This is a genomic window from Terrabacter sp. P5_B1, from assembly GCF_056400505.1.
This window is the reverse complement of record NZ_JBFULD010000587.1, coordinates 1-1,045: the sequence shown is the minus strand read 5'-3', so window position 1 is coordinate 1,045 and position 1,045 is coordinate 1. Positions and strand designations below refer to the sequence as shown.

At 75.0% G+C, this 1,045-nt stretch carries 1 protein-coding gene and 1 pseudogene; both read right to left on the bottom strand.

Translation table 11 applies throughout. From position 1 onward, the window contains the following. Positions 1 to 186: pseudogene (locus tag AC1DP0_RS22225) on the bottom strand (NADH-quinone oxidoreductase subunit N); the annotation flags it as partial. Continuing rightward, positions 183 to 1,045: complex I subunit 4 family protein (locus AC1DP0_RS22220; protein WP_478088803.1), on the bottom strand; the 863-nt coding region annotated here is incomplete at its 5' end. The gene AC1DP0_RS22220 and the pseudogene AC1DP0_RS22225, both read right to left, overlap by 4 nt.

The following is a 1,045-nucleotide window of genomic DNA, read 5'->3' as shown; positions in this document are numbered from 1 at the left end:
CGTCGAGCCGCCGGCGAGGCCGGGCACGGTCGCGGCCGCCGACCCGAGGGCCGCGAGCCCGGCGACGGCATACGGCAGGCGGCGCAGGTGCGGGCTGACGAGGTCGGCGACGAGCACGAGCACGAGACCGGCGAGCGGCACGAGCGCAGGCAGCAGGATGGCGTAGTCGATGGCGAGGCCCGTCACGGCGTCGCCCCGAGTCCGGCCAGCAGACCGGTGGTCGCGGCGTGGGAGAGGCCGAGCAGCAGGTGCGGCAGCACGCCGAGCGCGACGATGACGACGACGAGGGTCATGGCCACCGCCCACCGGGTGCCACGGGCGTCGGCGACGGGCTCGGCCGCAGGGCCCTGCGCCGCGTCGCTGCCCTCACCGGCCCAGACGATGCGGGCGACCCGGAGGGCGTAGGCGGCCGCGAGAGCGAGGCCCGCGGCGCCGAGCACGACGCAGACGCGCAGGAGCGCGACCGGACGGCCGGGCGCGGGCGACCACGCGGCATACAACGCGAGGAACTCACCCCAGAAGCTGACGAGGCCCGGCAGCCCGAGGGCCGCGGCGAGCCCGACGACGAGCGCGAACCCGAAGCGGGGAGCTTTGTCGCGCAGGGCCGCTCGGGCCACGCGGAGGTCGGACGATCCCCACTGCTCCTTGAGGTCGCCGACGATGAAGAAGAGCAGGGCGGCGACGACACCGTGGGCGATGTTGCCGAAGAGCGCCGCCTGCAGTCCCGTCTCGCTGCCCGAGGCGATGGCGAGCGCGACGAAGCCCATGTGCGCCACCGAGCTGTAGGCGATGAGGCGCTTGAGGTCGCGCTCGACGAGGCAGGCCAGGCCTCCCCAGAGGATCCCCACGACGCCGAGGAGGGCGAGCACCGGGCTCAGGGCGGCGACACCGTCGGGCACCGTGGCGACGGAGAGCCGGACGATGCCGTAGGTGCCCATCTTGAGGAGCACGGCCGCGAGGAGCACCGAGCCGGCCGTCGGCGCGATGGTGTGCGCCGAGGGCAGCCACGTGTGCAGCGGCCACAGCGGCACCTTGATCCCGAGCC